The following is a 27000-nucleotide window of genomic DNA, read 5'->3' as shown; positions in this document are numbered from 1 at the left end:
TCAGCCGGTGCCGATCAGCGCGACCGATCAAAGCGATCGGCGTCGCCCACTCACGGCGCGCACAAGCGGTCGGCCACCGCGTCGGGCGATTTCATCCATGCGTAGTGGTCCGGCCGTGCCTGCAGTCCGGCGGCGTCCAGCGTCGTCGTCCGCGATGTGGCGCGGGGCAACTTGGACAGCAGGAAGCGCAGTGAGCCCTCGGGGGCCAGCCAGTCCTGGCTGAGCAGGACCGCGCGGACGTCGGCATCGATCCCGGCCAGGCCGGCTTCCAAGTCGCCCAGCCCTTGCGCGGCGTAGCGGCCGCTGAGCGCGGTGCCTGCCCAGTCGCGGATCAGGCTGCGGGCCTCGGTGCCGCCAAACCCGATGCTGCGGCCGGGCAGGGCGCCTCGGCGCCGGGCCAGCCACGGCAGGAAGCGATATGCGAACGGCAGCCAGTAGCGGTGCGGCGGCGGGAACGCACGCCAGTATGGTGCGCCGCTGGCGACCAGCCACAGCGCCTGCGCGCGTTGGCCGGACGATGCCGATTGCCGCGCCAGATGGCAGCATGCGAGCTGACCGCCGAGGCTGTGCCCGCCGATGATGTCCAGGGTCGCGCCGGTGGCGCCCCGCGCTTCGGCCAAGGCGAGGCACGCACTGCGCGCGCTGGCCGGGATGTCGAGGTCCAGCAGTTCGCGATAGCCCCAGTCGTGCTGGCGATCCGCGCGCAGCTGGCTGGCGCCGTTGCCGCGCCATTCGTGGACGAACACTGCGATGCCGCGCGCGGCCAGCGCCTCGGCGAACGCGATGTAATGGCGTGCCGCGGTGCCCAGTGCGGGCAGCCACAGCAAACTGCGCGTCGGCGTGGCCGGGATGCGTGCGATCAGCTGATAACGATGGCCGTCGTCGGCGACGACGTCGAGCACGCGGGCTTCGACGGCGCGGGCTTCGATCTCGACGCTGGCGGCACTGGCGTCGCTCATGCCGACGTCACGCATCCTCGTGCTGCAAAGCCTGCAGGTGGCCAAGCACCAGCACGTCGCCGCGACCGGGGTGGTAACCGGTCAGCAGTGCGGCGTTGATGTAGTCGGTGGCGACATCGACGGCCTCGTGCAGGGTCAGGCCCTTGCACAGTGCGGCGGCGATCGCCGAGGCGAGCGTACAGCCGGTGCCATGGCCGTCGACCTGCAGGCGGTCGTGCACGAAACGCAACGTCATCGCATCGTCGGCATAACGGTCCACGACCTCGTCGCCTTCGTCGAGATGGCCGCCCTTGAGCAGCACCGCCTGCGCGCCCAGCGCACGCAGGGCGTCGATCGCGGCATCGGCATCGGTGGCGGATGCGATCGTCGTACCGAGCAGCAGTTCGGCTTCGGGGATGTTCGGCGTCAGCAGCGTCGACAGTGGCAGCAGGCGGGTGCGCATCGCATCCAGCGCATCGTCGGCGAGCAGCTTGGCGCCGGAGGTCGCGACCATCACCGGGTCGAGGATGACGTGGCGGGGGCGGTAGCGCTCCAGCGCATCGGCGACGGCATGGATGACCCCGGCATTGGCGAGCATGCCCAGCTTGACCGCACCGATGCGAAAGTCATCGAAGCAGGCATCGATCTGTGCCCGCAGGAAGTCCAGCGGCGGGACATGCACGGCGGTGACGCCGCGGGTGTGCTGCGCGGTCAGCGCGGCGATTGCCGACAGCCCGTGCACGCCGAACGCGGCGAAGGTCTTCAGATCGGCCTGGATACCGGCACCGCCACCGGAATCGGAACCGGCGATGGTCAGCGCGGAAACAACGGAAGAAGTCGACATGCGTGCATTGTGCCATCAGCCCGGCGAAGAGCTTCGCCGATACGCGGCCACTCCGCGTCTCGACAGGCTCAACCGGCGCCAGTGGCCGGTACGGGTCGCCATTGCCGGTACGCCACGTAACCCACGCCGACGATGCCGGTCAGTGCGGCGGGCGCCAGCAGCGCGTCGTATTGCAGGTGGCGGAACAGCAGTGCCCCCAGCATGCCGCCACCGAGGAAGCCGCTGATGATCAGGGTGCTCAGCGTCAGCCGGCGCATCGGCAGGGGCAGGCCGCGCAGCAGGTGACCGAGGCCGATGCCGAGGTCGGTGAACATGCCGCTGAGGTGGGTGGTGCGCACGGCCGCACCGCTGTAGGTCGTCACCATCGCGTTCTGCAGCCCGCAGGCCGTTGCCGCCAGCAGCGCACCCCAGATCTGCTGCTGCTTGAACAGGCAGGTGGCCGCGACCAGCAGCACCGCTTCCAGCGCCAGCGTCACGCCATAGCGACGCCCCAGCTTCAGCGCGCTGTCCTGGATGATCATGCCGCTCAGCATCGCGCCGAGGCAGAACGCGATCAGCATGCCCCACAGGTGCCCGACCGCGCGCCAGTCGCCTTCGACCAGCGCCGCGGCGAGCAGGCTGGTGGTGCCGGTCAGGTGGCTGACCGCCTGGTGCTCGAAACCCAGGTAGCCGATGACGTTGACCATGCCGGCGATGCAGGCCAGCGCGACCGCACCGACCCAGACCCAGCGTGGCAGCCGCATGCCCACCGGCTCAGCTCGCCTTGACCGCAGCCGGGCGGCACGGGAGCAAACGCGTGACGAGGTCGTCCCTCATGACGCCGGTTCCTTCAGGCGCACCCCGCGACCGCGGCCCTGGCTGGGCTGGCCATTACCAATCAGTTCGATGCCCGCGACCTCCAGCGCCGCGACGATCCGCGTCAGCGTCCCGACCACCCCGCGCACGGTGTCGCCCTGGCTGGCCTCCATGCGCTGGATCGTGGGCAGCGACACGCCGGACAGCGCGGCCAGCTGGCGCTGGTCGATACCAAGCAGGGCGCGCGCGGCGCGCAATTGGGTGGCGGAGATCATCGGGCGGTGGCTGCGTTGCAGGGGCGTGGGTAGAAGCCCGGATATTACCCGGGGCAGAGCGAGGTGCAAGTTCTAGATGTTTATATTGATGTTTTAAACATCAATTTGGGTTGAGAGCAACGGGCCATGAGCAAGGAGGCGTGAGCGGTAAGCGGTAAGCATTGAGTCGTGAGCGGTGATGGGTTGGCCCGGTCGCGTGTCGGCATTGGTATGTCTTTGTGGCGGCGGGCGTGCGCGACTTGGCCTGGATACATGCACTTAGCGACGCATACGTGGATGGATTGAGGGATGGATCGGTCGGTCGGAGGTTGCGCGGGTCGAGACCCGTCCTACGCGCCGGGCATCTTGGGGGGCAACGCACGCGCGATCCCGCTCAATCAATCCTGCTCAATCGCCCCCGCCCCAAAAGATACGACCCGCTGTCCAGGACAGCGGGTCGCGGTTTGCGGGTCGAAGGACCCGCGGGTCACACGTGCCAGTCCGCAGCAGGCGCATCCAGCAAGGCTGCGTCGGCGCCGGTGGGTCTGGACCCGCCCTACAGCACTTCCGAGGCGTAGTCGGCCAGCCTGGAACGCTCGCCGCGACGCAGGGTCACGTGCGCGCTGTGCGGCCAGTGCTTGAAGCGGTCGACGGCGTAGGTCAGGCCGGAGGTGGTCTCGGTCAGGTACGGCGTATCGATCTGCTCGACGTTGCCCAGGCAGACGATCTTGGTGCCGGGTCCGGCACGCGTGATCAGGGTCTTCATCTGCTTGGGCGTCAGGTTCTGCGCCTCGTCGAGGATCAGGTAGCGCGACAGGAACGTGCGACCGCGCATGAAGTTCAGCGAGCGGATCTTGATCCGGCTGGCCAGCAGGTCGTTGGTCGCCGCGCGCCCCCAGCTGCCGCCTTCCTGGTTGTGCGTCAGCACTTCGAGGTTGTCGGTCAGCGCCCCCATCCACGGCGTCATCTTTTCCTCCTCGGTGCCGGGCAGGAAGCCGATGTCCTCGCCGACGCTGACCGTCGCGCGCGTCATGATGATCTCGCGATAACGCTGCTGGTCCATCGTCTGTGCCAGGCCCGCGGCCAGCGCGAGCAAGGTCTTGCCGGTACCGGCGGTGCCGAGCAGGGTCACGAAGTCGATCTCCGGATCCATCAGGGCATTGAGCGCGAAGTTCTGTTCGCGATTGCGCGCCAGGATGCCCCAGACCGCGTGCTGGCTGCTGCGGAAATCGTCGACGATCTGCAAGGTCGCCTTGTCGCCTTCGACCTTGGCGACGCGGAACTCGGACTCATCGTCGCCCGGCAGGTACAGGTACTGGTTGGGATACCAGTCGTCGGTTTCGGCATGCGCGACTTCGTAATACGTGCGGCCCTTGTCCGTCCACGATTTCAGGTCGGTGCCATGGCCCGACCAGAAGTCTTCCGGCAGCGCCGTGGCGCCGGTGTACAACAGGCTGAAATCGTCGAGCGCGCGGTCGTTCTCGTAGTCCTCGCTGGGAATGCTGGCGATCGCCGCCTTGATCCGCAGGTTGATGTCCTTCGACACGAACACCACCGGCAGGTCCGGCTCGTCGTGGCGCAGTGCGAGAATCGCGCCGAGGATGCGGTTGTCGGGCGCGACCGCGCCGAACGAGGTCTTGTCTTCCTTGGGCACCGTGGTCTGGAAACGCAGGTGTCCGATGCTCTGCGCGCCACGCAGTTGCAGGCCGTTGGGGCGCGACAGCAACAGTCCGGAGGCGATCTTGTCGGTGCCCTGGGCTTCGATCAGCTCGTTGATGAAGCGACTGACCTGCCGCGCATTGCGACTCGCTTCGGTAGTGCCCTTCTTGCCGTTGTCGAGTTCCTCGATAACCTGCATCGGCAGGTAGACATCGTGTTCCTCGAACTTGAACAGCGCAGTCGGATCGTGCATCAGCACGTTGGTATCCAGCACGTAGATGCGCTTGCCTTTGGTCATCATCAGTGGGGTGCCTGCTGGCCTGGAGTGGATGGAGAGGAGTTGGAGCGCGAACGCGACGCGGGGCTGTGGTCGGGAAAGGGACGTGCGCACGCTGCGACGTGGCGTGTGCACGCGGTGTCTGCCCGCATGGCGATGCCCGTGGACACCCGTGCGGATGGCGCGCAACGGCACGCCGTCGCGGCCTGCGGAGCAGGGCGGGCGACGACGTGTCGGAACGTCGGGGTCACTGGGAGGCGGCTGCCTTCAGGGTGTCGAGCACGGACTGGGCATGGCCGGGAACCTTGACGCCGCGCCAGGCATGCGCGAGCCGGCCCTGGGGGTCGATCAGGAACGTGCTGCGCTCGATGCCGATGTACTTGCGGCCATAGAGCTGCTTTTCCTTGATCACGCCGAACGCCTGGCACAGCGTTTCGTCGGGATCGCTGACCAGCGGGAACTTGAATCCCTGCTTGGCGCAGAAGTTGTCGTGCGACCGGATCGAATCGCGCGAGACGCCGAGTACGTCGGCCTGCAGGCGCTTGAACTTCGGCAACAGGGCATTGAAGTCCAGGCCTTCGGTCGTGCAGCCGGGCGTGGCGTCCTTGGGATAGAAATACAACACCAGCCAGCGGCCGGCGTGGTCGGACAGTGTGCCGCTTGCGCCGCCGGACATGGCCAGCGGGAGTGCCTTGGGGACCGCGTCACCAATGTCGATCATGGGCTATTGATCATTGACGGGCTTTCGCTCCACGCATCAGAAGGTCTGCATGCGCAGCATAGCGCCTGGGCCGGTATTTTGTTCAAGCGTTGGCGACGGTTTTTGTGACTGCTGCGTCCGAACGGACGCTCCCGTGTCCCAGGCGGCATCGACAGGCGGTGCGCCGCATCAGAACTTCATCGGATCCATGATCGCGTCGAGGTTCAGGTGGTCGCAGAACTCGAGGAAGTCGTCGCGCAGCGCGGCGATGTGCATGTCGGCGGGGACGCCGATGGTGACCTGGGCCGAGAACATGTCGGCGCCGGTCTGCATCGCCCGGTAGCGGGAGCAATGCAGGCTTTCGATGGTGATGCCCTGGCGGTCGAAGAAATCGGCGAGCTGGAACAGGATGCCCGGCTTGTCGGCGGCCACCACTTCGACAATGTACGGCAGCAGGTTGGACTGGATCGGCTTGGGACCGGTCCGGTACCAGATCAGCTTCAGGTCTTCCTCGCGTTCCAGCCGGGTCAACATCGCCTCGAGCTTGGCCACCGAGTCCCACGAGCCTGTCGCCAGCGCGGTCACCGAGACGTCACGGCCGACCGTGGACAGGCGGGTGTCGACGAGATTGCAGCCACTGTCGGAAATACGCCGGGACACGGCCAGCAGCGGCGAGGCCGGATGCGTCGTGTAGGCGTTGATCAGCAGGAAATTCTCGTTCGGCGCAGGCCTGGCAGCGGCATCTGGCGCGGTATCTCGATCGGTCAAGGCGGCGTCCGCAGCGATAAGTCTGGGTGGAACTGGGAGGGGTCACTGCGAGTGAGGCAGGGGATGAATGGCACCCGGATGGAGGTCCGGAGCCGCGGTCAGCATACTTGCCCCTGCTTTGTGGCCGCAAGTAACATGCAAGTCTCCGTGAACGCGGCGACTGCGCGCGTGTTTTCGTGCTCTCCAAAATCTCGCCAAGATTCCCCCGTTTGCTCCATCCGTTCACTTTCCCAACTCCCGTTCGATCCTGACAGGGCCCGACCTTTGCGACTTTCCGGCAGCATCACCGCGCTGGCGACGCCGTTCACCGCCAGTGGCGAGCTTGATCTCAGCGCGTGGCAGCGGCTGTTGCAGGCGCAACTGGATGCCGGGACCCAGGCCGTGGTCGTCGCCGGTTCGACCGGGGAAGCGGCGTCGCTGTATGGGGGTGAATACGACACCATCCTGCGTTCGGCGGTCGAATGCTGCGCAGGCCGGATCCCGGTCATTGCCGGTACCGGCCAGATGAATACTGCCAAGACCATCGAACAGACCCGCCGGGCCGCGGCACTTGGCGCCGATGCCGCCCTGGTGGTGACCCCGGCCTACGTGCGTCCGACCCAGGACGGCCTGCTGGCGCATTTCACCGCCATTGCCGACGACGGCGCATTGCCGGTGGTGCTCTATAACGTGCCGTCGCGCAGCGCCTGCGACCTGCTGCCGACCACCGTTGCGCGGCTGGCCCGGCATGCCCGCATCGTCGGCATCAAGGAAGCGCTCGACGATCCTGCGCGCATGCAGGACCTGCTGGCGTTGCGCGGCCATGCCTTCGCGGTGCTCAGTGGCGACGACGCAACCTGCGCCCGGGCGATGCTGGCCGGCGCCGATGGCGTGGTCTCGGTGATCTCCAACCTCGTGCCGCGTGCCCTGCGCCGGCTCTGCGACCTCGCGCTGGCCGACGACCGCGTCGCTGCCGAGGCCTGGAACGCCCGTTTGCAGGCGATCTGCGAGTTCGCCTGCATCGAACCCAACCCGATCCCGGTCAAGGCGATCCTTGCCCGGCTCGGCATCGGACACGGCCTGCGCCTGCCGCTGATCGCGCTGTCCGATCTCCACCACCCCCTTGCGAGCCGCATCGAACACAATGTCGATGAGCTCGAACGATCCTGTCGCGAAACCCTCGCGGCATGACCTCATCACTGCAGGAGTAAGCCGTCCATGCGTCATCCCCAGACTTTGTCCCGTTCGATCGCCGTCGCTGTGTTGCTGGTGGCGGTGATGGGCACCTCCGGCTGCAAATGGTTCCGCAAGGGCAGCGAGCTGTATGCGCAGAGCCCCGAGAACCGCCCGCTGGAAGTGCCGCCGGACCTCGACCGTCCGCGTACCGATGGCGCGATGCAGATGCCCGAGGCCACGCCGGCATCGGTGACCCGCTCGGACGTCCAGGCACAGCAGACGCAGGCCTCGGCCTCGCCGAACGGATTCGCGGTGCCGGGCGACCGCGACGAGGTGTTCAACAAGGTCGGCGAAGCCCTGGCGGCCACGCAGGGCCTGACCGTGGTCAACCGCGCGCAGATCCTGGGTACCTACGACGTCGACTACGGCGATACCAAGTTCCTGGTGCGGGTGACCCGCGTCGACAACGGCGCCTACGTGTCGGCGGTCGATCCGCGTGGCCAGCCGGCCGCCGGTGAAGCCCCGCAGCGCCTGGTCGCGGCCCTGAAGACGGCGCTGGTTCCCTGAATCGAGGCCACCTGTCCCCGCCTGCGCCTGGATGGCGCGGGCGCGGATGACGAAACGGGCGCCCTGGGCGCCCGTTTTCGTTGTGGCCTGCGATGTGTGGTGGGGGCGCCTGGGGGCAGCCGATGCCTGGACAGCCCCCGGAAGGGGCTCAGCGCTGCAGCAGCGGCAGTTTGTCCGGCTTGCCATCCCACTCGCCGGCGTCCGGCAACGGCTCCTTGCGGGTCGTGATGACCGGCCAGGATTTCGCCAGCTCGGCATTCAACGCCACATAGCCTTCCTGGCCGGCGGGGACGTCATCCTCGGGGTAGATCGCGTTGATCGGGCACTCGGGCTCGCACAGCGTGCAGTCGATGCACTCGTCGGGATCGATCACCAGGAAGTTCGGGCCTTCATGGAAACAGTCGACCGGGCACACCTCGACACAATCGGTGTACTTGCACTTGATGCAGTTCTCGGTGACAACGAAGGGCATGGCAATCGGGAATCGTGGGAGTCGGCGCGAATTTTAGAACAATGCCGGCCTAAGTGATGCGAGCGATTCCCATCGGGAATCCTTCGCATGCGCCGCGGCCATGCCTCGCGGTGCGGATCAAGGCTCCCGGAACGCTGGCCCGCAAAGGGGGCTCCGGCGTCAGGGTTGCGGATACTGGCTGAACGCCTGCGTGCTGCCGTCCTTGCGTACCAGGGTCACCGTATACGGCTGCACGATGCCGTCGGGGTGCTCCATGCCCGGTGAGCCCATCGGCATGCCCGGCACGGTCAGGCCCTTGGCGTCGGGTCGTTCAGCAAGCAGCCGCAGCACATCGGATGCCGGCACATGGCCTTCGATGAAGTAACCGTCGACCTGCGCGGTATGGCATGAGCCCATCGCATAGGGCACGCCGGCCGCCTGCTTGATCGGTCCCAGGTCTTCGACGTCGTTGACCGCCACCTTGAAGCCGGCCGCCTGCATGTGTTCGATCCAGACGCCACAGCAGCCGCAGCTGGGATGCTTGCTGACGGTCATCAGGGGCAGCGCGCCGGGCTGCACCGGCGAATGCGGCACGGCCGACGGGCCCGGTGCGCGCGCTGTCGTCGATGCCGGTGCGACCGCGTCGGTGGTCGCGCTGTCGGCCGCCGGCTGCGGGCCGTTGGCGGAATCGGCCACGGTGCAGGACGCCAGCAGCCAGGGCAGTGCGACGCAGGCGACGACGACGGGCAGGGTATGGCGTTTCATCGGGAACTCCGGAAGAAGGGGTGTTGAAAAGGACAGGGAGGGAAACGACATGTCGTCGCGGGCGTCGCCGGATCAGCCATGCGGACTCATCGTGCCGAGCACCGCGACCGCGGTGACCACCAGCAACGCCGCGCAGGCTTCCAGGCGCAGGCTGCGACGCAGCGCGACCACGGCATCATCAGCCTGGGGCTCTTTTGCCTGCATGCCCGTTGCCTGCATGCCTACTGCCTGCACGCCCGCTGCGATGTCGCGCGCGCGCTGCAGCCGCGGTACCAGGACCCAGCGATGCAGGGCCGCCAGCACCAGCATGCCGGCGAACAGCAGCAGCTTGACCAGCATCCAGCGGCCATATGGCGTGGCGAGCATCTGCGATGGCGACCATTGCCATTGCATGATCCAGGCGTAGTGCGGCAGGCCCGTCGCCAGCAGGATCAGGACCAGCCAGGTGCCGGTCCCCGAGAACGTATGCAGCAACACGTGCAGCCGGCTCAGCGCGCCGACGTCGCCGCGCCGCAGCCCGTCGTGCGCCAGGAGTTGCAGGAAACCCGCGATCGCGCCGAGCCAGGCAGCCGCGGCCAACAGGTGCAGCCCGCCGATGGTCAGTCGCAGCGCGCTGGCGGTGCCTTCGCTGGCTGCGGCATGACCGTTCCACAGCAGGGTCATCAGCGCGGCGCCCGCCAGCAGGCCGACCAGCCGGCTGCCGAGCCGGCTGCCGAGCGCATGCCGTCGCGCCGGTGACCACAGCAGGCCGGCGATGGCGAGCAGCAGGGCGGTGCGGACGATCCAGGCCAGGCCTGCCGGTGTTTCCAGCAGATACCAACCGAACGCGTCGGCATCGAGTTCGGACCACGACAGGCCGAGGATGCGCATCGTTTTCAGTGGCGCATCCAGGCACTGCATCACCACCGCGATGCCCAGCCATGCCGGCAGCCAGCAGGACTGCAGGGGACGGGCCGCGAACCACGATGCCCCCGATGGCGTCCGGTGCATCGTGCGATCGGCCTGCCACTGCAGCAGTGGCAGGCCGAACAGCAGCATCAGCGACAGGTACTGCAGCAGTCGCAGCAGGTATAGCGCAAGGTCGCTCATGCCGGCATCGCTCATGTCAGGGCGTGGCTTGGAGGGAAGGGGATCGGTCCGGGCTGCCTCAGTGGATCATGAACTGGTAGTCGCCGGTCATCGGGTGGTTGTCGCCGCCCACCGCACGCCATTCGACCTTGTAGCTGCCGGGCGCGAGCTTGTGCGACGGCGTTGCGCGCAGGACCTTGTTGTCGCCGGCCAGTTCGATCTTCAGGTGCTCGACCGGGGTCAGCGACTTGTCGGCATTGACCTTGCTCAGCGTGACCCGCGATGCGCGCGGCGTCAGGGCTTCGTTGAAGGTCAGCTCGATGCGGTCGGCGCTGGGCACGTGGCTGTCGGCGGCCGGGGTGGCCGAGACCAGGTGGGCGTGCGCGAATACGCCGCCACTGACGAGCAGTGCGGTCGACAGCGTCAGGGCCTTCAGCAGGGTGGTGATGCGGGAAGCGGAACGTGAAGTGTTCATGGGAGTCCTGTCTGTGTGGGTGTTGCATTGAGTGGGAAGGAACGTTGGGTTGGCTGGCCGTTGCCTGCGGCAGTTGGGCCGCAGGCAGGGGCTGGCGATGACGCGGGACAGCGTTGTGGCGATGGATCGGAACGACAGATCGCTGCGGCGGATCAGTGCAACGGATCAGTGCAGTGCTTCAGTGCAGTGCTTCAGTGCGGTGCTTCAAAACCAGATGCGCACGCCGGCGACGATGCGGGTGTCGCGTGCATGTCCGCCGGCAGCTTCCAGGTAACGCGCGGTCTGCCCGAAACTGCGTTCGTGCACGACACCGACATAGGGCGCGAACCGTCGGCTGAACTCGTAGCGTAGGCGCAGCCCGGTTTCGACCTTGTTGAGACCGCTGCCGGTCTGTTCCCCGGGTTCGTCCTTCAGCGAGGCCGTGGCCTCGACCAGCGGTTGCAGGATGAGCCGGTTGGTCAGCAGCAGTTCGTACTCGGCCTCGACGGTGGCCTGCACCTGGCCGCCACTGCCGACATAGGCCGTCGCCGAGACCTCGAACAGATAAGGCGCAAGGCCCTGTACGCCGAACGCCGCCCAGCTGCGTGCGCCGGGACGGAACTCCTGCTTACCGCCGACGACGACATCCCACCACGGCGTGATGCTGCGGCCGTACAGGACTTCGAGATCCGAGGACTCGGTGCGCCCGCCGTCGCGCTCGCCTTCGCTGCGCAGCCACAACCGATGGATGTCGCCACCGATCCATGCGCTGGCTTCCCAGGCCTGGCCAGTGCTGTTGTCGGCATCCCAGGCCTCGAGGCGATCGAACAGCACCATCGAATTGACCGCCGGCGCATGTTCCATCGCGTGGTGGCCGATCTCGGGAAACGCGGCTGCGCGATCGGCATCGCTCGGCACCGGGATCGGCGTCAACGGCTCGGTTGGCGCATTGGCCGCAGGCGTGCAATGACCCATCGCCGCGTGTTCCGGCGGGCAGGCGGCTGCAGGCGCGGTTGCAGGCAGGCTGCAATGTCCCATGGCGGCGTGCTCGGGCGTGCAACTGGACGCGGCTGGTGCTGCAGGTGCCGGTGTCGGCAGCGTGCAATGTCCCATGGCGGCGTGCTCGGGCGTGCAGCTGGACGCGGCCGGTGCTGCGGGTGCCGGTGCTGGCAGCGTGCAATGGCCCATGGCGGCGTGCTCGGGCGTGCAGCTGGACGCGGCCGGTGCTGCGGGTGCCGGTGCAGGCAGCGTGCAATGGCCCATCGCGGCATGCTCGGGCGTGCACGAGCTTGTCGTGGAGGGGGCGGTGGATGCGGGGGGCGACTGCGCCAGCGCGGGATGCGCCAGCGCGAACGACAGCGCCAGCACCAGTGCGTTGATCGGTCGTGCGTTGATCCTGAGCGTCATGCCCGTTCCTCCACGCGCACTTCGCGCATCATGCCCGCTTCCATGTGGTACAGCAGGTGGCAGTGCCAGGCCCATCGGCCCAGCGCGTCGGCGCGGACGCGGAAGCTGCGCCGGCTGCCTGGCGGCATGTCGACGGTGTGCTTGCGCACCATGAAGTCGCCCTGTTCGTCCTCGATGTCGCTCCACATGCCATGCAGGTGGATGGGGTGCTGCATCATCGTGTCGTTGACCAGCACGATCCGCATGCGCTCGCCATAGTTCATGCGGAAGGGTTCGGCGCTCGCGAACGGAATACCGTCGAACGACCACGCGAATTTCTCCATGTGCCCGGTCAGGTGCAGTTCGACGGTGCGGCTGGGGTCGCGGCCATCCTCGTCGGGCGCGATGCTCTTCATGTCGGCATAGGTCAGCACCTTGCGTCCGTTGTCGCGCAGGCCGATGCCCGGGTCCGACAGACGTGGCGTCGGCGACATGGTCTGCATGTCGATCAGCGGATTGCGGGTTTCGCTGGCCGGGTGTGTCTGCATCGCGCTGCCCTGCGCACCGCCATGGCCGGCATGCGCCGAATGGTCCATCGCCGCGGGTGCGGCGGGTGCGGCATGAGCGCTGTGGTCGTTGGCCGAGGCTACCGCCGTCGCGGACGCGGCGGCGCCATGGCCGGCATGGCCGCCATGTCCCATGTCGTCCATCGTCAGCAAGGGACGCGGATCCAGCGCCGGCACCGGCGCGCGCAGGCCTTCGCGCACGGCAAGCGTGCCGCAGGCGTGTCCGGTGCGGCCCATGTCCTGGGCGAACACGGTGAACGCATCCTGGCCGCTGGGTTCGACAATGACGTCGAAGGTCTCCGCGACCGCGATCCGGAATTCATCGACCGAGACCGGATGGATCGGCAGGCCATCGGCGGCGACCACGGTCATCTTCAGCCCCGGGATGCGGACATCGAAATAGGTCATTGCCGAGCCGTTGATGAAGCGCAGCAGCACCTTCTCGCCGCTGCGGAACAGGCCGGTCCAGTTGCCTGCCGGCGTCGTGCCGTTCATCAGGTAGGTGTAGGTGTGCGCGTTGATGTCGGAGATGTCGGTCGGCGTCATCCGCATCTGGCCCCAGGCCTTGCGGTCGGCCAGCGTTGCCGACAGGCCGTCGCGGCGGACATCGCGGACGAAATCGCCGACGGTCGGCTTGTAGTAGTTGTCGTACTCCGACAGCTTCTTCATGCGACGGAACAGCTTGCCCGGATCGAGGTCGGTCCAGTCCGACAGCAGCACCACGTGCTCGCGGTCGAAGTGGTAGGGCAGTGGCGACAGCGGATCGACGATCAGCGCGCCATACAGCCCGGCCTGCTCCTGGAACATCGAATGGCTGTGGTACCAGTAGGTGCCGGATTGCTTCAACTGGAAGCGGTACTGGAAGGTCTCGCCCGGACGGATGCCGTCGAAGCTCAGGCCGGGCACGCCATCCATGTTGGCCGGCAGGATGATGCCGTGCCAGTGGATCGAGGTCATCGCATCGCGCAGGCGATTGGCGACGCGCAGCGTCACGGTATCGCCCTCGCGCATGCGCAGGATCGGTGCGGGCAGGCTGTTGTTGACGGTGATCGCGGGCCGCGTGCGGCCGGTGAAGTTGACCGGTGAGCTGCCGATCGACAGGTCGAACTCGGTGCCGCGCAGCACCTGCGGTCCGCTGCGGGAATCGCTGGCGGCGGCCGGCAGGTGCCAACCGGTGGTGCCGAGCGCGAGTCCGCCCAGTGCCATGCCCTGGACAAAGCGGCGGCGGGACAGCGGCGTCTGCGCCCAGGGCGCAGGCCGGGATGGATCGTGTGTCATTGGATTTTCCTCCGCAATCGGCCGGGGCCGGTTGCGCCATCACAAGGTCATCGTGGTGCACGCGTCGAAGCGCGGGCTCACGTGTTCAGGGAACGGGACGGTCGTGCGGGCGCAACGGGGCGCACGCGGGCCGTCGTGACGTCAGGCGATGGGCGGTCGGATCGGAGGCAGGCGCGGCAGCGACTGCAGGCCGGTGTCGAGCGACACCAGCGGTGCGGCTTCGGCCAGCAGGGAAGGCGGCAAGGCATGGCCGCCGAACAGGGCAGTGCAGTGCTGCATGCAGATGTCCATGCAGAACTGCAGGCATTCCTGTTCGTCATGGCCGCTGTGGACATCGGCGGCCGGCAGGCCGGAGGCAGCCATCGCGGCATGCGTCATGCCCATGCCGGCCTGATGGCCGCTGGTCGCCGCAGCGTCATGGCAGTCGGGATCGGCGGCGGCCGCGGCGGTGCTCGCGATGGCAGCGGGGACCTCAAGGGCCATCGCCGCGACGCGTACCGATGCCGTCGCTGCCGTTACGCCATTGAGCAGCACGCTGGCGCACAGCAGCAGCTGCAGCAGCTTGCGCAGGAGGGATGCGGCCTGGGGAGCGTGGGTGCGGTGCACGGCGTGCAGGATATCGCCGACGTGGGCCCTTGTCTTGTACGGAAGCTATACGAGCTATACGGCCGCGCGGGCGGGCTGGCCTGCGCGGTGGGCGTTCCGGCTGGAAAGCGCCGGTCGCGGGCGGGTCGGGGCCTGCGCTGGGCCTGCGATTTCCCCCTTCTTCCTACTCCTATTTCTATTCCTTACCTATTCCGCGCGCGTGGACAGTGGCGCTGGGAGGCGAGTGCGGGGGCCGCCGACTGAGCCGTGCCCGAATGCGCAGCCGCGGCACCGGGTGATCGTGCGCGCGACCCGCTAAGCTGTGCGCTGCGGCCGATGGGGTCGCCGCGCGCATCGCCTGCGCAGACAACCAGGTCCAGCATGTCCAACCGCGCATGGGTGGCCCAGGCCATCCGCAAGATCGAAGCCGACTTCAACCGTTCGGCCGATACCCACCTGATTCCGATGGCGCTACCGGGCTTTCCCGGCATCGACCTGTACTTCAAGGACGAGTCCAGCCATCCCACCGGCAGCCTGAAGCACCGGCTGGCGCGGTCGCTGTTCCTGTATGCGCTGGCCAACGGCTGGTTGCATGCCGGCAGCACGGTGATCGAGGCGTCGAGCGGCTCGACCGCGGTGTCCGAGGCTTACTTCGCACGCCTGCTGGGCTTGCCGTTCGTTGCGGTGATGCCCGAGTCGACGTCGCCGGAAAAGATCGCTGCGATCGAATTCCAGGGCGGGCGTTGCCACCTGATCCGCGCGGCCTGCGGCATCGGCGAGGAATCCGCGCGGCTCGCGCGCGATTGCGACGGTCATTTCATGGACCAGTTCACCTACGCCGAGCGCGCGACCGACTGGCGCGCCAACAACAACATCGCCGAATCGATCTTCCGGCAGATGGCGCACGAGGAGCACCCCATTCCGGCCTGGGTGGTCTGCAGCGCGGGCACCGGCGGCACCAGTGCGACGCTCGGCCGCTACGCGCGCTATCGCGGCTTCCCGACCCGGATCCTGTGCGCCGATCCCGAGTTCTCCGCGTTCCAGGATTACTACGCCGATGTCGCGGCAGGCCGTGTGCATGCCGCTCCGGCCGAGCCGGTACGCGGTTCTCGCATCGAAGGCATCGGTCGTCCCCGGGTCGAGCCCAGCTTCATCGCCGGCTGCGTCGACGCGATGGTCAAGGTGCCCGACGCGCTGAGCCTCGCTGCGATGCGTCACGTCAATCGCGCGCTGGGCCGCCGCGTCGGCGGTTCGACCGGCACTAATTTCATCGGCGTGCTACAGGTCGCCACGCGCATGCGCGCGCGCGGGGACGTCGGGTCGATCGTGACCATCCTCTGCGATGGCGGCGAGCGCTACGACCACAGTTATTACAACCCCGACTGGTACGCCGAGCATGGCATCGACCAGGCCGGTGCCGACCGCCTCGTCGCCGAAGCGGCGGCGGGTGGCGGCCTGCCGCCCCTGCAGGTCGCCGGAACCCTGTAGCAGCGGCCATGGCCGCGATCGTCCGGCCGCAATGCGGGTCGCGCATCGGGCAGCGATGCGGATGGATCGAGTCGGGTCTGGCCAAGTCGCGCAGGACGCCACAAAGCAAAAGCCCATGTCTCGCGACATGGGCTTTTGCTATCAAGATGGCGCTCCCTACGGGATACACGCGGCACATCCGTGTGCCGCGCCCTGCGGGCAGCCTGCGGCTGTGCGGATTCGCTCCGGGCGAATCCGTCGAACCCGGGTACGAACCCTCCGCGACGCGCCGGGAATTGAAAAAGCCCATGTCTCGCGACATGGGCTCTTACTATCAAGATGGCGCTCCCTACGGGATTCGAACCCGTGTTTTAGCCTTGAGAGGGCCACGTCCTAGGCCTCTAGACGAAGGGAGCTGAAGTCTGCCCGGACCGGTAGTCTGGGCAACGCCGGTCGTCCAACCGGCCTGCGGGAGCGGTCAGGCCCTGCGCAGCTTGCTAGTATAGCAGCGATGCGGCGGTCGGAAACGACCCCTTTCACGAAATTCCTGGCGACCTGATGCCCGATACCACGCTCCACCCGGCTGAACTGCGGATCATTCCGCGCGAACAGCACACCATTTCCCGCAAGCATGTCAGTCCCAATGCCTTGCGCGTGCTTTATCGCCTGCGCGATGGCGGCCACCAGGCCTGCCTGGTCGGCGGCGCGGTCCGCGACCTGCTGGTCGAGATCCAGCCCAAGGACTTCGACGTCGCCACCGACGCCACGCCCGAGCAGGTCAAGGCCCTGTTCCGCAATTGCCGGTTGATCGGCAGGCGGTTCCGGCTGGCGCATGTCGTGTTCGGCCGCGAGATCATCGAGGTCGCCACGTTCCGCGCCAATGTCGACGACGGCAGCGGCGACCGCGAGGTCCATGACGACGGCCGGCTGCTGCGCGACAACGTCTACGGCACCATCGAGGACGATGCGATCCGCCGCGACTTCACTGCGAACGCGCTGTATTACGCGATCGAGGATTTCTCGGTGCGCGATTATGTCGGCGGCTTCGAGGACGTCCAGAACCGGGTGTTGCGCCTGATCGGCGACCCCGAGACGCGTTACCGCGAGGACCCCGTGCGGATGCTGCGTGCGATCCGGCTGGCCGGCAAGCTCGGCTTCTCGATCGAACCGGCCACCGCCGAACCGATCCTGCGCCTGGGGTCTTTGCTGTCGGAAGCCGCGCCGGCGCGCCTGTTCGAGGAGTGCCTGAAGATGTTCCTGTCCGGCCATGCGGTGGCCAGCTTCGAAGGACTGGAGCGGCACGGCCTGTTGCAGGCGCTGTTCCCGGAAACGGCTGCGGCGCTGGCGTCCAACCGCAGCGGCGCGCTGCGCCGGATGACCATCGAAGGCCTGCGCAGCACCGACCAGCGGGTCGCCAACGACGAGCCGGTGTCGCCGGCATTCCTGTTTGCGGTGCTGCTGTGGCCGGCCTATTGCCGTTCGCTGGCCGGGCTGCAGGCGCAGGGCGTGCACGTGACCGAGGCCCAGCGCCGCGCGGCCGACCGGGTGACCCTGCACCAGCTCAACACCATTGCGCTGCCGCGCCGGTTCTCGCTGCCGATGCAGGAGATCTGGCTGATGCAGGCGCGGTTCTCGCTGCGCCAGCGCAAGCGCGTGCTGCGCACCATCGCGCATCCGCGTTTCCGCGCCGCGTTCGATTTCCTGGTGTTGCGCCTGCAGGCGTCCAACAGCCATGCCGACGACGTCGCCTTCTGGACCGAGGCCCAGCACGATCCCGATGCCGCGATCGCCCATGCGCCCGCCGACGGTGGCGATGGCGATGACAGCGACACCGACGAGCAGGGCGCAGCGCGCAAGCGCCGTCGCCGGCGTCGGCGGGTCAGCACGGCGGGATGAGCGCGGCGGAATGAGTGCAGGGCTGGTGTGTCACGTTGGCCTCGGCGGCAATGTCGGAGATGCGGCGACGATCCTGCGCCACGCGCTGGTCGCCCTCGACGGGCTGCCGCAGACCCGCCTGTTGCGGGCGTCGCGCCTGTATGCGACCCCGGCCTGGGGCGTGCGCGACCAGCCCGATTTCATCAATGCCGTGGCCGCGCTCGAAACCTCCCTGCCGCCGCATGCGCTGCTGAAGGCCCTGCTGGCGCTCGAGCGCCAGTCCGGCCGTCAACGCGCCGCCGACGGCAGCGACCGCTGGGGACCGCGGACGCTGGATCTCGACATCCTGCTGTATGGTGACAGCCGCATCGACACGCCGGACCTGCGCGTCCCGCATCCGCATCTGCACGAACGCGCCTTTGCCCTGGTTCCGCTGACGGAACTGGACCCGGACATCGTCATCCCGGGCGTGGGCCGCGCCAGCACCGCGCTGGCGGCACTGACCGCCACCGCATCCGGCGATGGCCGACACGACGACATCAAGCCACTGGACTGACCGCATGAACGCCATTTCCCCACGCAAGCCCGTCATGGTTCCCGATCTGCTGCAAGCCAAGCGCGACGGCCGCAAGCTGGCGATGCTGACCGCCTACGACGCCGGTTTCGCACGCGTGTTCGACGATGCCGGCGCCGACATCCTGCTGATCGGCGATTCGCTGGGCATGGTCGTGCAGGGCCTGGGATCGACTTTGCCGGTGACGCTTGAAGACATGGTCTACCACACGCGCTGCGTCGCCCGCGCGACCCGTTCCGCACTGGTGCTGGCCGACCTGCCGTTCCAGGCCGACGCCTCGCCGACGCGTGCGCTCGATGCCGCGACCGCGCTGCTGCAGGCCGGCGCAGGCATGGTCAAGCTCGAGGGCGCCGGGCACAAGCTCGACGTCATCCGCTATCTGGTGGAGCGCGAGATCCCGGTCTCGGCGCACCTGGGCATGACGCCGCAATCGGTGCTGCGTTTTGGCGGCTTCAAGGTGCAGGGGCGCGACGAAGGCGCGGCACGGCAACTGCTGGCCGATGCGATGGCGGTCGCCGAAGCCGGCGCGTCGTCGATGGTGCTCGAATGCGTGCCCGTGGCGCTGGCCGAGGACATCACCCGCAGCTGTCCGATCCCAACGGTCGGCATCGGCGCTGGCCCGCATTGCGATGGCCAGGTGCTGGTGCTGCACGACATGCTGGGGCTGGACACGGGCCATCGCCGCCCGAAATTCGTCAAGGATTTCCTGGCCGAAGGCGGATCGGTGGCCGGCGCGGCACGTGCTTACATCGCCGCCGTGCGCGACGGCAGCTTCCCCGGCGCCCAGCATTCGTACGCCTGAGGCATCGTCGTGCGGGCCTGTGCCCGCCCGCCCATCCGCGATCGTCGTTGTCGTTGTCGTTGTCGAAGAGATCCTGGCCCCGATTGCGGCGATTGCGGAACGAGCGGTCCGGCGCTGATCGCTGCCGCAATGTCGCTGCAGTGATGGTGGGCGGGACGCAATGTGCCGCGCGTCCTGGTGCCCGTGCCGCCGACATCGGCGACAATCGTCCATTGCCCGCTCGCCTGCCAGACCATGATTGATGTCGTCGACGCATTGACCGCCCTCCGCCCGCGCATCGCCGACTGGAAGCGCCACGGCCTGCGCGTGGCGTTCGTGCCGACGATGGGCAACCTGCATGCCGGCCATCACGCCCTGGTCCGGCTCGCGCGCCAGCATGCCGATCGTGTGGTCGCCAGCGTGTTCGTCAACCCGACGCAGTTCGGCCCGCACGAGGACTTCGATCGCTATCCGCGCACACCCGAACAGGATGCGGCGGGCCTGCAGGAGGCCGGCTGCGATCTGCTGTGGCTGCCGTCGGTGGATACCATGTATCCGTTCGGTCCTGCCAATGCCGTCCAGATGCGCGTGCCCGGCATCACCGACATCCTCGACGGCGCGCATCGTCCCGGCCACTTCGACGGCGTGGTCACCGTGGTCTCGCGGCTGCTGAACCAGGTGCAGCCCGATGTCGCGGTGTTCGGCCGCAAGGACTACCAGCAACTGGCGGTGGTCCGTTATTTCGTGCGCGATCTCGCGTTCCCGGTGGAGATCGTCGGTGCCGACATCGTGCGTGCGGATGACGGCCTGGCCCTGAGTTCGCGCAACCAGTACCTGTCGCCGGAACAACGTGCGCAGGCACCGGAGCTGCAACGCAGCCTGCAACAGTTGCGCGATGCCTTGCTGTCGGGCCAGTCGCTCGCCAGGGCGCAGGGAGACGCCATTGCACGGCTGCAGGCCGCCGGCTTCGTCGTCGACTATGTCGTCGTGCACCAGGCGACGCTGGCCGCATTCGCGGACGGGCAGGGCGGTAATCTGGTCGCGTTGGCGGCGGCCCGCCAGGGCACGACCCGGCTGATCGACAACCTCGAATTCACGCTGCCCGACGCGCGCTGAGCGCAGGTGCGGCAACGCGCGGCGTGGCGGCGTCTCGCGGGGACACGACGCGCGACATGGCCTGGCGCACATACCCCGACCCATGTGGTCCCGACTGTCCTTGGCATGGCGCCAGAGGACATCCACGGGACAGGTTCAAGCATGCGGAAAACAGGCCATGCCAGCGACGCCGTTGCCACGCGCTGCGCGCCTGTGCGGGCCTATACTCGGGGACCCCACTGTCGCGGAGCAATGACGTTGTCGACAATCGATTCCCTGGGCCCGCACGCCGAACGCCTGGCCAACGCCTCCCTGTCGACGCTGATCGCCGGTGATCCCGGACGCACGCGCGATCTCGCGCTGCGTGTCGGTCCGCTGTATGCCAATTTCTCGCGCCAGAGCTACGATCGCGGGGCGCTGGATGCGCTGTTCGCGCTGGGCGAGCATGCAGGGCTGTCGGCGGCGATGCGCAGGCTGGTCGACGGCGACCTCGTCAATGTCACCGAGGACCGGGCGGCACTGCATACCGCGTTGCGCGGCGATGTGTCCGATGCGCAGGTCGCGCGCGATGCGGCGTCACTGGCCCGCGATGCGCGTCGGCAGATGGCCGCCATGATCGATGCCCTGGCCGCGACCGACGTCACCGACATCGTCAGCGTCGGCATCGGCGGGTCGGACCTGGGGCCACGGCTGATCGTCGATGCCTTGGCGCAGCCGGGCGCGCGCTTCCGCGTGCATTTCCTGTCCAACGTCGATGGTGCCGCCGCGCAGCGGACGCTGGCGTCGCTGGATCCGGCGCGGACCGCGACCATCCTGATCTCGAAGACCTTCGGCACCCAGGAAACGCTGCTCAATGGCCGCATCGTCCGCGACTGGCTCGGCGACGACCGCCGCGTCTACGCGGTCAGCGCCAATGTCGAGCGTGCCGCGCAGTTCGGCATCGCCGCCGAGCGAATCCTGCCGATGTGGGACTGGGTGGGGGGGCGCTACTCGTTGTGGTCGGCGGTCGGCTTTCCGGTCGCCTTGGCGATCGGCATGCCGGCGTTCGAACAACTGCTCGAGGGTGCGCACGCCATGGACGCGCATGCCGCCACCGAGCCCGCGCGCACCAACCTCACGGTCTGGCACGCCCTGACCGCGATCTGGAACCGCAATGCACTGGGTGCGTCGACCCAGGCGGTCCTGCCTTACGACGAGCGCCTGAAACTGCTGCCCAGCTACCTGCAGCAGCTGGTCATGGAAAGCCTCGGCAAGTCGGTGCGGCTGGATGGCACGGCATTGCCGGTGCAGAGCGTGCCGGTGTGGTGGGGTGGGCCGGGCACCGACACCCAGCACAGCTTCTTCCAGGCCCTGCACCAGGGCACCCAGGTCGTGCCCGCCGATTTCATCGGTGTCGTGCGCAACGACGATCCGCATGTCGAGAACCACCAGGCGTTGCTGGCCAACCTGCTGGCGCAGACCGAGGCGCTCGCCAACGGCCAGGGCAGCGACGATCCGCATCGCGCGTATGCAGGCAATCGACCGAGCACGCTGTTGCTGCTGGACCGCCTGACGCCGGCATCGCTGGGCATGCTGGTCGCACTGTACGAGCACAGCGTCTACCTGCAATCGGTGGCCTGGGGCATCAACGCGTTCGACCAGTTCGGCGTCGAGCTCGGCAAGCAGGTCGCCAGCAAGCTGCTGCCCGCGTTGCAGGGCAAGGCCGAAGCCGACGATCCGGTGACCCGCGCCGTGCTGGCCGAGATCGCCGCGCGCGGCTGAGCGACGGCCGTCATCCCCGCAGGAGCGCTGTCCAGGGGCGCGATGGCGGAAGGATGACGGTCAGCCGAGGTGCCGGGCCAAGGCCCAGTCGATATGTTCGCGCACCACCGGATCCGGCCAGTCGCGCCGGCTCTGCAGCGCCGCGACCACCGTCGGCGTCGTCGGTGCGTTGCCGAGCGCGGTCGCGATGTTGCGCAACCAGCGCGGATGACCGCTGCGGCGGATCGCCGAACCTTCGGTCCGGCGCAGGAACTCCTCTTCGCTCCACGCGAACAGCTGCGGCAGCGTGGCGGTATCGAGCGCGTTGCGTGCGCGGAAGTCGGGTTCGTCATGGCGCTTGGCGAACTTGTTCCAGGGGCAGACCAGCTGGCAGTCGTCGCATCCGAAGATGCGGTTGCCGATCGGCTCGCGCAACGCTTCGGGAATCGCGCCTTCGTGCTCGATCGTCAGGTAGGAAATGCAGCGGCGCGCATCGAGCCGGTGCGGCGCGACGATGGCCTGGGTCGGGCAGACATCGATGCAGCGCACGCAGGTCCCGCAATGCGCACTGGCGGGCGGGTCGATCGGCAGCGGCAGGTCGACATAGATTTCGCCGAGGAAAAACCACGACCCGCCGTCCTTGTCGATCAGGCAGGTGTGCTTGCCGATCCAGCCCAGGCCGGCGTTGCGCGCCAGTGCGCGTTCCAGCACCGGGGCCGAATCCACGAAGACGCGATAGCCATACGGTCCGATCTCGTCGCCGATGCGTTCGGCCAGCTTCTGCAGCCGTGCGCGCATCAGCTTGTGGTAGTCGCGGCCCAGCGCATAACGCGCGACATAGGCGCGCTCGCCGTCGGCCAGGGTCTGCCAGGCGCTGTCGTCGTCGTTGCGACCGTAGTCCAGGCCCACCGAGATCACGCGCAGCGTTCCCGGGATCAGCTCTTGCGGGCGCGAGCGCATGTCGCCATGGCGCGCCATCCAGTCCATCGTCCCGTACAGGCCCTCGGCCAGCCAGGTTTTCAGGTGGGCTTCGTCGTCGTGCAGCTCGATCCCGGCGATGCCGCAACGCTGGAAGCCCAGCCCGCGCGCCAGCGTCTTGATCCGCGCGGCCAGGGCGGCAGGTGTGCGGTCGGTGCCCTGCGGGGCAGCAACGGCGGGGGCGGTGGCGTGAGGGGGCGACATGGCGCGTGAAGTATAGAATCCCGGCCATGAATCCCCCTCGCTCCCCCCCCGCGAACCCTCTGCCGCCTGTACCGCCAGGCATCGCGTTGTACGACAGCGCCGCGGTGCGCGCGCTCGAGCTCAGCGCCAACGCCCGGTTGCCCGGAGACGCGTTCGCGCTGATGGCGCGCGCGGGGCAGGCGGCCTGGCGCGAAGTGTTGCAGCACTGGCCGCAGGCGCATCGGATCGTCGTCGTCTGCGGTCCCGGCAACAACGGCGGCGACGGCTACGTGCTGGCGCGCCACGCCCAGCAGTCCGGTCGCGATGTGCAGGTGGTCCGCTTGGCCGCGCACCCGCCGCGCGGCGAGCTGGCGCGGCATGCCGCCGATGCCTACGAAGGCGCCGGCGGCGGTGTCGCCGAGTTCCGCGGCAGCTTGCCCACCGCCGACCTGATCGTCGATGCGCTGTTCGGCATCGGGCTGGCGCGCGCGCCGGATGACGCGACGGCGGCCCTGATCGATGCGGTCAACCACGCGTCGGTACCGGTGTTCTCGCTCGATGTACCCAGCGGCCTCGATGCCGATCGCGGTAGTGCGCCGGGACGCGTCGTGCAGGCGGCCCGGACGCTGCAGTTCATCGTCGAACACGCCGGCCTGCGCACGGGGGCTGCGCTCGATCATGTCGGCGCGCTGTCGGTTGCAACGCTCGAGGTCTCGCCGGCCTTGATCGAGGCCACCCCGGTGCATGCGCGGATGCTGCTGCCAGCAGACCTGCCGGCGTGGTTCGGGACGCGTCCGCGCAACGCCCACAAGGGCATGTTCGGCCGCGTGCTGTGCGTCGGCGGCGAGCACGGCATGGGCGGCGCGATCCTGCTGTCGGGCGAGTCCGCACTGCGCTGTGGCGCCGGGCTGGTCAGTCTGGCCACGCGCGCGACGCATGTGCCCGCCGCGCTGGCGCGACGTCCGGAATTGATGGCGCATGCGGTGGACTCGCCGCAGGAGCTGCATCCGCTGCTGGTCCGCAGCGACGTGGTCGCACTGGGCCCCGGGTTGGGACAGTCGGCCTGGTCGCAGGCCCTGCAGTCGCAGGTCATGCAGTCGGGAAAGCCGCTCGTCGTCGATGCGGATGCGTTGAACCTGCTGTCCTTGCGGGCGCAGTCGCTGCCGGCGGATTCGATCGTCACGCCGCACCCGGGCGAGGCTGCGCGGCTGCTGGGCATCAGCAGTGCCGAAGTGCAGGCGAACCGTTACGCCGCCGTGCGCCTGCTGTGCGAGATCTTCGATTGCGTGGTCGTACTCAAGGGCGCGGGCACGCTGGTCGCGGCGCCAGGCGAGTTGCCACGCGTCATCGCGGCGGGCAACCCCGGCATGTCGGTCGGCGGCATGGGCGACGTGCTGACGGGATGCATTGCCGCATTGCGTGCGCAGGGCCTGGCGCCGTTCGAGGCGGCCAGCGCGGGGGCGTTGCTGCATGCCATGGCCGGCGACGTCGCGGTTCACGAACACGGTGAGCGCGGCCTGCTGCCGGCCGATCTGTTCGCGCCGATGCGCCGCCTTGCCAATGGACGGTTGGGCAATGCAGCGGGCGGGGCATGTGCAGGGGTTGGGGCATGAGCGGCCACGGCGGACACACGGGCCTGATGGCGATGCACCTCGCCGATGAGGACGCCACCGCGTCCCTGGCGCAGGCCCTGGCCCGGACCCAGCCTGGCGCGGCGATGGTGCACCTGCAGGGCGACCTGGGGGCAGGCAAGTCGACGCTGGCGCGTGCCTGGCTGCGCGCGTTGGGCGTGACCGGGCCGGTGCGCAGTCCGACCTATACGCTGGTCGAGCGCTATCCGCTGGCGTCGGGCGGCGAAGCCTTGCACCTGGACCTGTACCGGATCGGCGATGCCGGCGAGCTGGAATTCCTGGGCCTGGACGACATCGAGCCGGCGCTGTGGCTGGTTGAATGGCCGGAGCGGGCCGAGCGCGGCGGATTGCCGTCCGCGGACCTGCGCGTGGCCCTGGCCGTCGACGGGGCAGGGCGCTCGGCGCACCTGCAGGCGGTCAGCGCATTGGGTCATCGCTGGCTGGCGTCGCTGGCGTCTTCAGCAGGCTGAAGGTGGCCGTTTGCTGCCCCTTGATGAACCTTTCTTATAGGAAGGTTCGGCAGGTGGCGGATTTATAAGGGAAAAATGATTGCAAACGCTGGATTTTGGTGATTGACTACGCGTCATGCGTATCAGGGGAATCAATTTCCAGCAGATCCTGCTCGGCTTGGCGTTGATCGCCGCGCTGTGCTGGAATCTCGCGCACGCGTCTGAAATCAAGGACTTGCGCGTCAGTGTCGGGCCCACCGGCACCCGGGCCGAGGTCCAGTTGAACGCCCAGGTCGAGTACAAGGTCATCACGCTGGCCAATCCGCACCGGCTGGTCATCGACATTCCCGACAGCAAGCTCGCCGCCAGCCTGAAGGCGCCGGCCGGCGCCGGCGTCATCAGGTCGGTGCGCAGCGGCCAGCCCGTTCCCGGCACGACCCGGATCGTGTTCGACCTCGCCAGTTCGATCGTCGCGCTGAAGCCCCGTTACGAAGCGGCGCCCGGCGGCACCCGGCTGGTCATCGAATGGCCGGGCGACGGTGCGGCCGATCCGATCGCACGGATCGCTGCGGCGACCCAGCAGACCACGACGGCCGCCACGGCGACGCCGACGGCATCGTCCCCGAGTGCCACGTCTCCGACAGCCGCGCCGCCCGTTGCAGCGCAACCCGTACCTGATCCTGCCAAGGCCTCCGCGGACGCCACGTCGCGCCTGGTCGCGGGCATGCCTTCGGCGCAGGCGCCTGTCGCGCGTGCGCCGACGGCTACAGCCCCGACCTCGGTGGCCGCTGCTCCCGCATCCCCGCCGACGCCGACGGCCAGCCAGCAGGCAGCCCCGGGTCCGGTCGCACAGGCCGACGTGGCCGCCGCCGCCCCGGCACCGGTGGCCGCAGCGCCGGTGCGTGCGATGCAGCCGGGTATGCGCCCGCTGGTCGTCGCGATCGATGCCGGTCACGGCGGACAGGATCCGGGCGCCATCGGCCCCAGCGGGACCTACGAAAAACATGTCGTGCTCGCGATCGCGAAGGAACTGGCCAGCCAGATCAACGCGACCCCGGGCATGCGCGCGCACCTGATCCGCGACAACGATGTCTATGTCGAACGCCCGCAGCGTGCGCGCCGTGCGCGCTCGGCGAAGGCGGACATGTTCGTGTCGATCCACGCCGATGCCGCGCCCAACCGCAGTGCCTTCGGCTCGTCGGTCTATACGCTGTCGACGCGTGGCGCGTCGTCGCAACATGCGCGCTGGCTCGCTGATCGCGAGAACACCTCCGACCTGGTCGGCGGCGTGCGGCTGGAGAAGGACACGCTGTCGAACGTACTGCTCGACCTGGCACAGAGCGGCCACATGAAGGCCTCGCAGGATGCGGCCCAGCATGTGCTCGGCGGCCTGCGCGGCGTCGGCAAGACCCACAAGGCGCAGGTCGAGTACGCAAACTTCGAAGTGCTGCGCAATGCCGACATGCCGGCGATGCTGGTCGAGACCGGCTTCATTTCCAATGTCGACGAGGAAAAGCGGCTCAAGGATCCTGCGCACCAGCGCCGGCTCGCCGCGGCCATCCTGAACGGCATCAGCGCGTTCTTCACCAACCAGCCGCCGCCGGGCACGCTGTTCGCCGCGCGCGCGGCCGCGGGCCAGCAGGCTCAGACCGCTGCGGTGCAGCCGGTCGTCGGCGCCGGCGGAAGTCCCTGAACAACGTGTTTCCGACGCCGGCCT

At 68.3% G+C, this 27000-nt stretch carries 26 protein-coding genes and 1 tRNA gene; 11 read left to right on the top strand and 16 right to left on the bottom strand.

What is annotated here, in order from left to right:
• Positions 1-50 precede the first annotated feature (50 nt).
• The 7 genes from ACYX7E_RS05330 to ACYX7E_RS05300 all read right to left on the bottom strand — a co-directional run bounded on the left by ACYX7E_RS05330 (position 51) and on the right by ACYX7E_RS05300 (position 6235).
• Entirely contained in the window at positions 51-959 is a 909-nt protein-coding gene (locus ACYX7E_RS05330) for an alpha/beta hydrolase family protein (protein WP_462079534.1), read from the bottom strand.
• A 7-nt stretch (positions 960-966) separates the two neighbouring features.
• A complete protein-coding gene (gene thiD, locus ACYX7E_RS05325; RefSeq protein ID WP_462079533.1) occupies positions 967-1782 on the bottom strand; it encodes a bifunctional hydroxymethylpyrimidine kinase/phosphomethylpyrimidine kinase in 816 nt (271 codons plus the stop codon).
• Positions 1783-1850: 68 nt separating this feature from the next.
• The gene (locus tag ACYX7E_RS05320; protein WP_462079532.1) at positions 1851-2531 is read right to left on the bottom strand and encodes a YoaK family protein; all 681 of its coding nucleotides are present in this window, start codon (positions 2529-2531) and stop codon (positions 1851-1853) included.
• A gap of 63 nt (positions 2532-2594) precedes the next feature.
• Positions 2595-2852: a helix-turn-helix domain-containing protein gene (locus ACYX7E_RS05315; RefSeq protein WP_462079531.1), complete on the bottom strand. Its 258-nt coding sequence runs from the start codon at positions 2850-2852 to the stop codon at positions 2595-2597.
• A 535-nt stretch (positions 2853-3387) separates the two neighbouring features.
• A complete protein-coding gene (locus tag ACYX7E_RS05310) occupies positions 3388-4788 on the bottom strand; it encodes a PhoH family protein (RefSeq protein WP_462079530.1) in 1401 nt (466 codons plus the stop codon).
• Positions 4789-5014: 226 nt separating this feature from the next.
• Positions 5015-5488, bottom strand: a complete 474-nt coding sequence (locus tag ACYX7E_RS05305) for a peroxiredoxin (protein WP_462079529.1) — start codon at positions 5486-5488, stop codon at positions 5015-5017.
• A gap of 168 nt (positions 5489-5656) precedes the next feature.
• Positions 5657-6235 (bottom strand): glycine cleavage system transcriptional repressor, encoded by a 579-nt coding sequence (locus ACYX7E_RS05300; protein WP_462079528.1) that lies wholly within the window; start codon positions 6233-6235, stop codon positions 5657-5659.
• Between the two features lie 264 nt (positions 6236-6499).
• Between ACYX7E_RS05300 and dapA the strand changes: the two genes are divergently transcribed.
• Positions 6500-7405, top strand: coding sequence for a 4-hydroxy-tetrahydrodipicolinate synthase (gene dapA, locus ACYX7E_RS05295; protein ID WP_462079527.1), 906 nt, complete (start codon positions 6500-6502; stop codon positions 7403-7405).
• 27 nt (positions 7406-7432) lie between these two features.
• Entirely contained in the window at positions 7433-7957 is a 525-nt protein-coding gene (locus ACYX7E_RS05290) for a hypothetical protein (RefSeq protein WP_462079526.1), read from the top strand.
• 148 nt (positions 7958-8105) lie between these two features.
• On the opposite strand, the gene fdxA is transcribed toward ACYX7E_RS05290, so the two are convergent.
• The 7 genes from fdxA to ACYX7E_RS05255 form a co-directional block, all read right to left on the bottom strand.
• The gene (fdxA, locus tag ACYX7E_RS05285) at positions 8106-8429 is read right to left on the bottom strand and encodes a ferredoxin FdxA (protein WP_462079525.1); all 324 of its coding nucleotides are present in this window, start codon (positions 8427-8429) and stop codon (positions 8106-8108) included.
• 159 nt (positions 8430-8588) lie between these two features.
• Positions 8589-9173, bottom strand: coding sequence for a DUF411 domain-containing protein (locus tag ACYX7E_RS05280; RefSeq protein WP_462079524.1), 585 nt, complete (start codon positions 9171-9173; stop codon positions 8589-8591).
• Between the two features lie 72 nt (positions 9174-9245).
• Positions 9246-10277: a copper homeostasis membrane protein CopD gene (gene copD, locus ACYX7E_RS05275; RefSeq protein ID WP_462079523.1), complete on the bottom strand. Its 1032-nt coding sequence runs from the start codon at positions 10275-10277 to the stop codon at positions 9246-9248.
• 43 nt (positions 10278-10320) lie between these two features.
• A complete protein-coding gene (copC, locus tag ACYX7E_RS05270) occupies positions 10321-10716 on the bottom strand; it encodes a copper homeostasis periplasmic binding protein CopC (protein ID WP_462079522.1) in 396 nt (131 codons plus the stop codon).
• A gap of 204 nt (positions 10717-10920) precedes the next feature.
• Positions 10921-12090, bottom strand: coding sequence for a copper resistance protein B (locus ACYX7E_RS05265; RefSeq protein WP_462079863.1), 1170 nt, complete (start codon positions 12088-12090; stop codon positions 10921-10923).
• 8 nt (positions 12091-12098) lie between these two features.
• A complete protein-coding gene (locus tag ACYX7E_RS05260) occupies positions 12099-13925 on the bottom strand; it encodes a copper resistance system multicopper oxidase (RefSeq protein ID WP_462079521.1) in 1827 nt (608 codons plus the stop codon).
• Positions 13926-14066: 141 nt separating this feature from the next.
• The gene (locus tag ACYX7E_RS05255; RefSeq protein WP_462079520.1) at positions 14067-14531 is read right to left on the bottom strand and encodes a CopL family metal-binding regulatory protein; all 465 of its coding nucleotides are present in this window, start codon (positions 14529-14531) and stop codon (positions 14067-14069) included.
• Positions 14532-14891: 360 nt separating this feature from the next.
• On the opposite strand from ACYX7E_RS05255, the gene ACYX7E_RS05250 reads away from it, so the two are divergent.
• The gene (locus tag ACYX7E_RS05250; protein ID WP_462079519.1) at positions 14892-15998 is read left to right on the top strand and encodes a PLP-dependent cysteine synthase family protein; all 1107 of its coding nucleotides are present in this window, start codon (positions 14892-14894) and stop codon (positions 15996-15998) included.
• A 319-nt stretch (positions 15999-16317) separates the two neighbouring features.
• Here ACYX7E_RS05250 and ACYX7E_RS05245 read toward each other — a convergent pair.
• Positions 16318-16393: transfer RNA gene (locus tag ACYX7E_RS05245), tRNA-Glu, on the bottom strand.
• Positions 16394-16535: 142 nt separating this feature from the next.
• On the opposite strand from ACYX7E_RS05245, the gene pcnB reads away from it, so the two are divergent.
• From pcnB to pgi, 5 genes are all read left to right on the top strand, one after another.
• On the top strand, positions 16536-17873 hold the full coding sequence (gene pcnB, locus ACYX7E_RS05240; RefSeq protein WP_462079518.1) for a polynucleotide adenylyltransferase PcnB: 1338 nt from the start codon (positions 16536-16538) through the stop codon (positions 17871-17873).
• Positions 17874-17883: 10 nt separating this feature from the next.
• Positions 17884-18408 (top strand): 2-amino-4-hydroxy-6-hydroxymethyldihydropteridine diphosphokinase, encoded by a 525-nt coding sequence (folK, locus tag ACYX7E_RS05235; RefSeq protein ID WP_462079517.1) that lies wholly within the window; start codon positions 17884-17886, stop codon positions 18406-18408.
• Between the two features lie 4 nt (positions 18409-18412).
• The gene (gene panB, locus ACYX7E_RS05230; protein ID WP_462079516.1) at positions 18413-19228 is read left to right on the top strand and encodes a 3-methyl-2-oxobutanoate hydroxymethyltransferase; all 816 of its coding nucleotides are present in this window, start codon (positions 18413-18415) and stop codon (positions 19226-19228) included.
• A 234-nt stretch (positions 19229-19462) separates the two neighbouring features.
• A complete protein-coding gene (gene panC / locus ACYX7E_RS05225) occupies positions 19463-20323 on the top strand; it encodes a pantoate--beta-alanine ligase (protein WP_462079515.1) in 861 nt (286 codons plus the stop codon).
• 231 nt (positions 20324-20554) lie between these two features.
• The gene (gene pgi / locus ACYX7E_RS05220; RefSeq protein WP_462079514.1) at positions 20555-22063 is read left to right on the top strand and encodes a glucose-6-phosphate isomerase; all 1509 of its coding nucleotides are present in this window, start codon (positions 20555-20557) and stop codon (positions 22061-22063) included.
• Positions 22064-22123: 60 nt separating this feature from the next.
• Here the strand turns inward: pgi and queG are convergent, their stop codons facing one another.
• A complete protein-coding gene (gene queG / locus ACYX7E_RS05215; protein ID WP_462079513.1) occupies positions 22124-23224 on the bottom strand; it encodes a tRNA epoxyqueuosine(34) reductase QueG in 1101 nt (366 codons plus the stop codon).
• Between the two features lie 26 nt (positions 23225-23250).
• Here queG and ACYX7E_RS05210 point away from each other — a divergent pair, with 26 nt between their 5' ends.
• From ACYX7E_RS05210 to ACYX7E_RS05200, 3 genes are all read left to right on the top strand, one after another.
• Entirely contained in the window at positions 23251-24816 is a 1566-nt protein-coding gene (locus ACYX7E_RS05210; protein ID WP_462079512.1) for an NAD(P)H-hydrate dehydratase, read from the top strand.
• Between the two features lie 26 nt (positions 24817-24842).
• Entirely contained in the window at positions 24843-25304 is a 462-nt protein-coding gene (gene tsaE, locus ACYX7E_RS05205) for a tRNA (adenosine(37)-N6)-threonylcarbamoyltransferase complex ATPase subunit type 1 TsaE (protein ID WP_462079511.1), read from the top strand.
• A 115-nt stretch (positions 25305-25419) separates the two neighbouring features.
• Positions 25420-26976, top strand: coding sequence for an N-acetylmuramoyl-L-alanine amidase (locus ACYX7E_RS05200; RefSeq protein ID WP_462079510.1), 1557 nt, complete (start codon positions 25420-25422; stop codon positions 26974-26976).
• The last annotated feature ends 24 nt before the right edge of the window (positions 26977-27000 follow it).

The organism is Luteimonas sp. RIT-PG2_3, from assembly GCF_054902115.1.
Note: the sequence above shows the minus strand (reverse complement) of the source record. Positions and strands in the feature narration are given on the sequence as shown.

Coding starts and splice junctions, on each gene's coding strand:
- ACYX7E_RS05330 (WP_462079534.1), bottom strand. CDS start 959: ATGAGCGACGCCAGTGCCGCCAGCGTCGAGATCGAAGCCCGCGCCGTC.
- thiD (WP_462079533.1), bottom strand. CDS start 1,782: ATGTCGACTTCTTCCGTTGTTTCCGCGCTGACCATCGCCGGTTCCGAT.
- ACYX7E_RS05315 (WP_462079531.1), bottom strand. CDS start 2,852: ATGATCTCCGCCACCCAATTGCGCGCCGCGCGCGCCCTGCTTGGTATC.
- ACYX7E_RS05310 (WP_462079530.1), bottom strand. CDS start 4,788: ATGACCAAAGGCAAGCGCATCTACGTGCTGGATACCAACGTGCTGATG.
- ACYX7E_RS05305 (WP_462079529.1), bottom strand. CDS start 5,488: ATGATCGACATTGGTGACGCGGTCCCCAAGGCACTCCCGCTGGCCATG.
- ACYX7E_RS05290 (WP_462079526.1), top strand. CDS start 7,433: ATGCGTCATCCCCAGACTTTGTCCCGTTCGATCGCCGTCGCTGTGTTG.
- fdxA (WP_462079525.1), bottom strand. CDS start 8,429: ATGCCCTTCGTTGTCACCGAGAACTGCATCAAGTGCAAGTACACCGAT.
- ACYX7E_RS05280 (WP_462079524.1), bottom strand. CDS start 9,173: ATGAAACGCCATACCCTGCCCGTCGTCGTCGCCTGCGTCGCACTGCCC.
- copD (WP_462079523.1), bottom strand. CDS start 10,277: ATGAGCGATGCCGGCATGAGCGACCTTGCGCTATACCTGCTGCGACTG.
- copC (WP_462079522.1), bottom strand. CDS start 10,716: ATGAACACTTCACGTTCCGCTTCCCGCATCACCACCCTGCTGAAGGCC.
- ACYX7E_RS05260 (WP_462079521.1), bottom strand. CDS start 13,925: ATGACACACGATCCATCCCGGCCTGCGCCCTGGGCGCAGACGCCGCTG.
- ACYX7E_RS05250 (WP_462079519.1), top strand. CDS start 14,892: ATGTCCAACCGCGCATGGGTGGCCCAGGCCATCCGCAAGATCGAAGCC.
- pcnB (WP_462079518.1), top strand. CDS start 16,536: ATGCCCGATACCACGCTCCACCCGGCTGAACTGCGGATCATTCCGCGC.
- folK (WP_462079517.1), top strand. CDS start 17,884: ATGAGTGCAGGGCTGGTGTGTCACGTTGGCCTCGGCGGCAATGTCGGA.
- panB (WP_462079516.1), top strand. CDS start 18,413: ATGAACGCCATTTCCCCACGCAAGCCCGTCATGGTTCCCGATCTGCTG.
- panC (WP_462079515.1), top strand. CDS start 19,463: ATGATTGATGTCGTCGACGCATTGACCGCCCTCCGCCCGCGCATCGCC.
- pgi (WP_462079514.1), top strand. CDS start 20,555: ATGACGTTGTCGACAATCGATTCCCTGGGCCCGCACGCCGAACGCCTG.
- queG (WP_462079513.1), bottom strand. CDS start 23,224: ATGTCGCCCCCTCACGCCACCGCCCCCGCCGTTGCTGCCCCGCAGGGC.
- ACYX7E_RS05210 (WP_462079512.1), top strand. CDS start 23,251: ATGAATCCCCCTCGCTCCCCCCCCGCGAACCCTCTGCCGCCTGTACCG.
- tsaE (WP_462079511.1), top strand. CDS start 24,843: ATGGCGATGCACCTCGCCGATGAGGACGCCACCGCGTCCCTGGCGCAG.
- ACYX7E_RS05200 (WP_462079510.1), top strand. CDS start 25,420: ATGCGTATCAGGGGAATCAATTTCCAGCAGATCCTGCTCGGCTTGGCG.